This is a genomic window from Kitasatospora sp. NPDC091257 (assembly GCF_044757675.1).
Taxonomy (GTDB): Bacteria; Actinomycetota; Actinomycetes; order Streptomycetales; family Streptomycetaceae; genus Kitasatospora; species Kitasatospora lactacystinica.
Genome location: NZ_JBIVVI010000563.1, coordinates 1 through 5,713, shown reverse-complemented (window position 1 = coordinate 5,713; position 5,713 = coordinate 1). Strand labels below are relative to the sequence as shown.

General features: G+C 71.7%; 4 protein-coding genes. 3 read left to right on the top strand and 1 reads right to left on the bottom strand.

Annotated features, from left to right (window positions below; all coding sequences use genetic code 11):
* Window positions 1–1,607 (bottom strand): penicillin acylase family protein (locus ACIQOV_RS24360; RefSeq protein ID WP_401051717.1); only part of this gene is annotated, 1,607 nt, incomplete at its 3' end.
* Window positions 1,608–1,846: 239 nt separating this feature from the next.
* On the opposite strand from ACIQOV_RS24360, the gene ACIQOV_RS24355 reads away from it, so the two are divergent.
* From ACIQOV_RS24355 to ACIQOV_RS24345, 3 genes are all read left to right on the top strand, one after another.
* Window positions 1,847–3,331 carry a potassium/proton antiporter gene (locus tag ACIQOV_RS24355; protein WP_401051715.1) on the top strand — a complete coding sequence of 495 codons (1,485 nt, stop codon included), beginning with the start codon at window positions 1,847–1,849 and terminating at the stop codon, window positions 3,329–3,331.
* 384 nt (window positions 3,332–3,715) lie between these two features.
* A complete protein-coding gene (locus tag ACIQOV_RS24350; protein WP_401051713.1) occupies window positions 3,716–5,089 on the top strand; it encodes an MFS transporter in 1,374 nt (457 codons plus the stop codon).
* A gap of 126 nt (window positions 5,090–5,215) precedes the next feature.
* Complete coding sequence (locus ACIQOV_RS24345; RefSeq protein WP_359899804.1) at window positions 5,216–5,533, top strand: FmdB family zinc ribbon protein; 318 nt, start codon at window positions 5,216–5,218, stop codon at window positions 5,531–5,533.
* Window positions 5,534–5,713 lie beyond the last annotated feature (180 nt).

Below are 5,713 nucleotides of genomic sequence, written 5' to 3'. Positions count from 1 at the left end.
AGGAGGTCCCGAGCACGCCGCACCAGAGGTTGGTGTCGATCGGACCGCGTCGGTAGGATGCTGCCCGGGGCCTGGTAGCCGATGTTCTTGGCGTCGGCGTAGATCAGGTTCTGCGCGGGGACGGTGAAGTCCTTGGCGGCGGCGCGGAACTCGTCCCAGTTCTTCGCCTTGTCCAGCTCGAAGACGGCGTCCATGGTCTTGCCGGGGCTGAGCGCCGTCCACTGCAGGGCGACGCCGTAGCCGCTGGTGCCGCGGTCCGGGGCGGACTGGCCGTTGGGGGCGTACTTGCCGACGTTCTGCTGCTCGCTGCTCTGGTCGGAGATCAGCGGGGCGCCGGTCTGGGTGGTGCGGACGGTGATGGTGCGGTCCTCCCCGCCGGCGACCTTGATGGTCTCCTTGCGGAGGTCGAACTTCACGTCCTTGCCGTCCACCTGGTAGGTCTCCGGGCCGGTGACCTTCTCCAGGTAGAGGTCGGTGACGTCGGCGCCGAGGTTGGTGAAGCCCCAGGCGATGTCCTTGTTGTGTCCGATGATCACGCCGGGCATGCCCGCGAAGGTGAAGCCGGAGACGTCGAACTGGCAGGCCGGGGAAGCGGTCCGGCAGTGCAGGCCCATCTGGTACCAGACCGAGGGCAGGCCGGGGCCGAGGTGCGGGTCGTTGGCCAGCAGCGGCTTGCCGGTGGTGGTGTGCGAACCGGCGACCACCCAGGAGTTGGAGCCGATGCCCTGGCCGGGGCGGCCGAGCAGCTGCGGCATCGAGTCGACCCGGTCGGTCAGGCCCTGCAGCATCGCCTTGGTGGCCGCCGCGCCCTGGGCGGTGGCGGCCGTTCCGGCGGCCGTCCCGGACTGCGGGGAGCCGTCGGCGGGACGGTAGTTGTCGCCGGTCACGGCGCCGGTCTTCACGATGGTGCCGTTGCGGGCGTACGGATAGTCCGGGTACAGCTCGGCGATCTTGTCGGGGCCGAAGTCCTGGGCCAGCAGCGAGCGGTCGATCTCCTCCTGGAGGTTCCCGGAGAGGTTCCAGGCCATCGCCTTGAGCCAGGCCACCGAGTCGACCGGGGACCACTGCTCGGGCCGGTAGCCGCCGTTGACGACGCCGAGCAGGCCGTACTCCAGCGAGGCCTTCGCGCCGCCGGGGTGCTCGGCGAGCCAGGCGTTCACGCCGTCCGAGTAGGCCTGGAGGTGCTTCTTGGTCTCCGGCGACAGCTTGGTGTCGAACTCCTTCTGCGCCACCTGCCGCCAGCCCATGGTGCGGATGAACGCGTCGGTGTCGACCTGGCCGTCGCCGAACATCTCGGAGAGCCGGCCGGCGGTGATGTGCCGGCGGACGTCCATCTCCCAGAAACGGTCCTGCGCCTGGACGTAGCCCTGGGCACGGAAAAGGTCCTCGTCGGTGTCGGCGTACAGCTGCGGGATGCCGTTGGCGTCCCGCTTGACGTCGACGGGCGCGCTCAGGCCCGGCACCTTGACGCTGCCGTCGACCTCCGGGAAGGAGGCGCGGACCGCGGAGACCCCGCGGTAGCCGCCGTAGCCGGTGCCGGCCACCAGCAGCACGACCAGCACGATCACGATCAGACGGGCGCGCCGGAACTTCTTCGAGCGGGGCATCTGGGTCCTTGCGGTCCTGACTTCGGGGCGGGCGGGCGTGTCCAGGGCCTGCGGCCGTGACAGGGCACCACATTAGGCCGAGTCGGCCGGGCACCGTGAACGGGGGACCAAGCTAAAGATATGGCAAAATGTTAGACTGCGTAACGATCCGCAAGAGGAGCATTGACGACTTCTTAACGGGTCACCCCACAGCACCACCAGACACCCCGCCCGCCCATGCCTGCCCGAGGTGCCCCTGCGTGAACGTCTCCCATCTGAACCAGCTCCTGCTTGAGTCCTCCGTGATCCTGCTGTTCGCGGTGGGCGCCGTCCGCCTCTCCACCCGATCAGGGCTGCCCAGCCTGCTGATCTATCTCGGGATCGGCGTGGCGCTGGGACAGAACGGGATCGGCGTCACGTTCAACAACGCCGAGCTCACCCAGGTGCTCGGCTACGCGGCACTCGTGGTGATCCTCGCCGAAGGCGGCCTCAAGACCAGCTGGCGGGAGATCAAGCCGGTCATGCCGGCCGCGACCGTGCTCGCCACCGTCGGCGTCGGCATCAGCGTCTTCGCCACCGCCGCCGGCGCGCACTGGCTGGTCGGCCTGGACTGGCGCACCTCACTGCTGCTGGGCGCCATCGTCTCCTCGACCGACGCGGCCGCCGTCTTCTCCGTCCTGCGGATGGTCCCGCTGCCGCACCGGCTCACCGGCCTGCTGGAGGCCGAGTCCGGCTTCAACGACGCGCCCGTGGTCATCCTGGTCGTCGCCTTCGCCACCACCGGGGAACTGGACACCTGGTACGTCCTGATCGGCACGATCGCCGCCGAGCTGGCGATCGGCGCCGCGGTGGGCCTCGCCGTCGGAAAGATAGGCTCCTACGGGCTCAAGCACGTCGCACTGCCCTCCTCGGGCCTCTACCCGATCGCCGTGATGGCGCTCACCGTGCTCGCGTACGCCGGCGGCGCGCTGCTGCACGGCTCCGGCTTCCTCGCCGTCTACATCAGCGCGGTGATACTCGGGAACTCCAAGCTGCCGCACGGCCCGGCCGTCCGGGGCTTCGCCGACGGACTGGCGTGGATCGGGCAGATCGGCATGTTCGTGCTGCTCGGGCTGCTCGTCACGCCCGAGACCATGGGCGACGCGGTGGTGCCCGCGCTGGTGATCGGCGGAGTGCTGGTGTTCCTGGCACGGCCGCTGTCGGTGATGGTCTCGCTCACCCCGTTCAAGGTGCCGGCCCGCGAGCAGGCACTGCTGAGCTGGGCCGGGCTGCGCGGGGCGGTGCCCATCGTGCTGGCCACCATCCCGGTGGTGTCCGGCGCGCACCGGGCCGAGGACGTCTTCAACATCGTCTTCATCCTCGTCGTGGTCTTCACCCTCCTCCAGGGGCCGACCCTGCCGTGGGTGGCCAAGCGGCTGCGGATCGACGAGGGCGACATGGGCCAGGACCTGGGCATCGAGTCCGCCCCGCTGGAGAAGCTCCACGGGCACCTGCTGTCGGTCGCACTCTCCCCCGCCTCGAAGATGTCGGGCGTGGAGATCAGCGAGCTGCGGCTGCCCAAGGGGGCCGCGGTCACCCTGGTCGTGCGGGAGGGGAACTCCTTCGTGCCGGACAAGGCGACGGTGCTGCGCGGCGGGGACGAACTGCTGGTGGTCACCACGGACGAGGTCGGCGAGGCGGCGGAGCGGCGGCTGCGGGCCGTGGACAAGGGCGGCAAGCTCGCGGGGTGGCTGAACGGGCGGTGAGCGCGGGGGCCGGCTCGGCTCGGCCCCTTCACTGCTCGAACCGGCTGCTCCGGCTCACCCGGCCCGCCCTGCACTCCTCGGCCCGCCCCGGCCCCTCCGGCCCGTCACGGCTGGGGCGGGCCGCCTGGGCCGGGGTCGGCCGAGGGTATCTACGCGCGTAACTGATACGATGGTTCGATCATCCGTATAACCATCGCTAGACCACCCCCAATTTCTGCCTGACGCAGAGTTGGCGCGACCGCTCGGCGGCCGCGGTCCGGCTCCCGGCCACCACGCCGGACCGGCCCGGTATCTACCCCGGTCGACGCGCGAGAGGACGACTCTCGGCGCCGTCGGGGCCACACCATGCCCTGCCGCGCTACCAGGCAGCAGGAAGGACCGACCGTGACGGCGCGCCGAACGGTCGACACCGCCGCGGACCACGCGGCCACCCCCGCAGCTCCGGCCCCCGCCCGCGTCGGGTACGGCGAGCTGCTGCGCACGCCCGGGGCCTGGACGTTCCTGTCCCCCGCCCTGGTCGCGCGGCTGCCGTACGCGATGCTCAGCATGGGCATCCTGCTGCTCGTCACCCGGACCCACGGCTCGTACGGCACCGCCGGTACGGTCACCGCCGTCGCCGCCGTCGCCCAGGCCCTGGTCGGGCCGCAGACCGGGCGGCTCGCGGACCGCTACGGCCAGGCCGCGGTGCTCGTCCCGACCGTCCTGGTGCACGCGGCCGCGGTCGGCGCGCTGATCGCGCTCGCGCTCGGTCACGCGCCCGCCTGGAGCCTGTTCCTGGCCGCCGTCCCGGCCGGTGCGAGCATTCCGCAGGTCGGCGCGATGGTCCGGGCCCGCTGGGTGGCCACGTTCACCGCGGACGGCGCCTCCGACGCCTCCGCGGCCCGGGTGAGCACCGCCTTCGCCTTCGAGTCCGTGACGGACGAGTTCACCTTCGTGATCGGCCCGATCCTGGCCTCCGGCATCGCCGCCCTCGCCAACCCGGCCACCGCCCTGGTCGCCGAGGCCGCGCTGACCCTCGTCGGTGGCCTGGCCTTCGCCGCCCAGCGGCGCACCGCCCCGGCCCGGATCGTGCCGCAGCCCGGCACCAAGCGCGCCTCGGCGCTCGCCTCCCCCGGCGTCCGCCTGCTGGCCGGGACCTTCCTCGGGGTCGGCGCGGTGTTCGGTGGCATGCAGGTATCGGTGAACGCCTTCGCCGACTCGGTCGGGCAGCACGACGCCGGCGGCACCGTGTACGGGATCTTCGCCGGCGGCTCGATGCTGGCCGGCGTGCTGTACGGCGTGATCGCCTGGCGGCGGCCGGTGCAGCAGCGGATGCTGATCAGCTACACGCTGCTGGTCCTGGGCTGCTCGGTGCTGTGGGCGATGCCCAACCTGGTCGCGCTGACCGTCGCCGGGCTGGTCTGCGGGCTGGCCATCGCACCGACCCTGATCAGCGGCTACACCCTGGTCGAGACGCTGGTCGCGGACGGGGCCAAGACGGAGGCCTTCACCTGGCTGACCGGCGCCATCGGACTGGGGCTGGCCGTCGGCTCGATGGCGGCGGGCCGGCTGATCGACGGGCACGGGCCCTCGACCGGGTTCCTGGTGCCGGTGGCCGGGGCCGGACTGGGGCTGATCGTGCTGCTCTCGCTGCGGCACCTGCTGGTGGCACCGGGACCCGGGGCGGCCGTCGCGGGCACCTCTCCGGCCCGGGGTTCGGGCGACGTCCCGGCGGAGCACGGCGGTGCCGGGCGGCTGGTGGGCGCGGCCAAGGGCTGAGCGGGAGGCGGTCCGGCGGCCGGGCCCGGCCCATCTCACACCGGAGTCGCTGGACTGATCCCGCGGAATGCCGCATCATTGACCATCGTTAGCACTCATCAGGCGAGAGTGCCAGGAGGAAGACAAGTGCCCACGTACCAGTACCAGTGCACCGAGTGCGGCAACGGCCTGGAGGCGGTGCAGAAGTTCACCGACGAGGCGCTGACCACGTGCCCCGACTGCCAGGGACGACTCCGCAAGGTCTTCTCGGCCGTGGGCGTCGTGTTCAAGGGCTCCGGCTTCTACCGGACCGACAGCCGCTCGTCCTCCAGCAGCACGGTGGGCGCCGGGTCGTCGTCGACCCCCTCGACGTCGTCCGCCACGTCCACGTCCTCCTCCGCTTCGTCCTCGTCGTCGAGCTCCGGCTCCTCGTCGTCGTCCAGCCCGGCTCCCGCCGCGAGCTGACCTCGGCGCCGGGCCATCGGCCCGGGACGGCCCGCAGACCTCGGAGAGGCCCGTCGGCCCCGCTTCCACGCGGGGACGGCGGGCCTCTCCGCGTTTCCGCCGACTCCAGCCGTCGGCCTCCCACATCGGAAGAGCACACCTCAGCACACCAGTCACACGAAGTCATATCGGTTGCCGGCT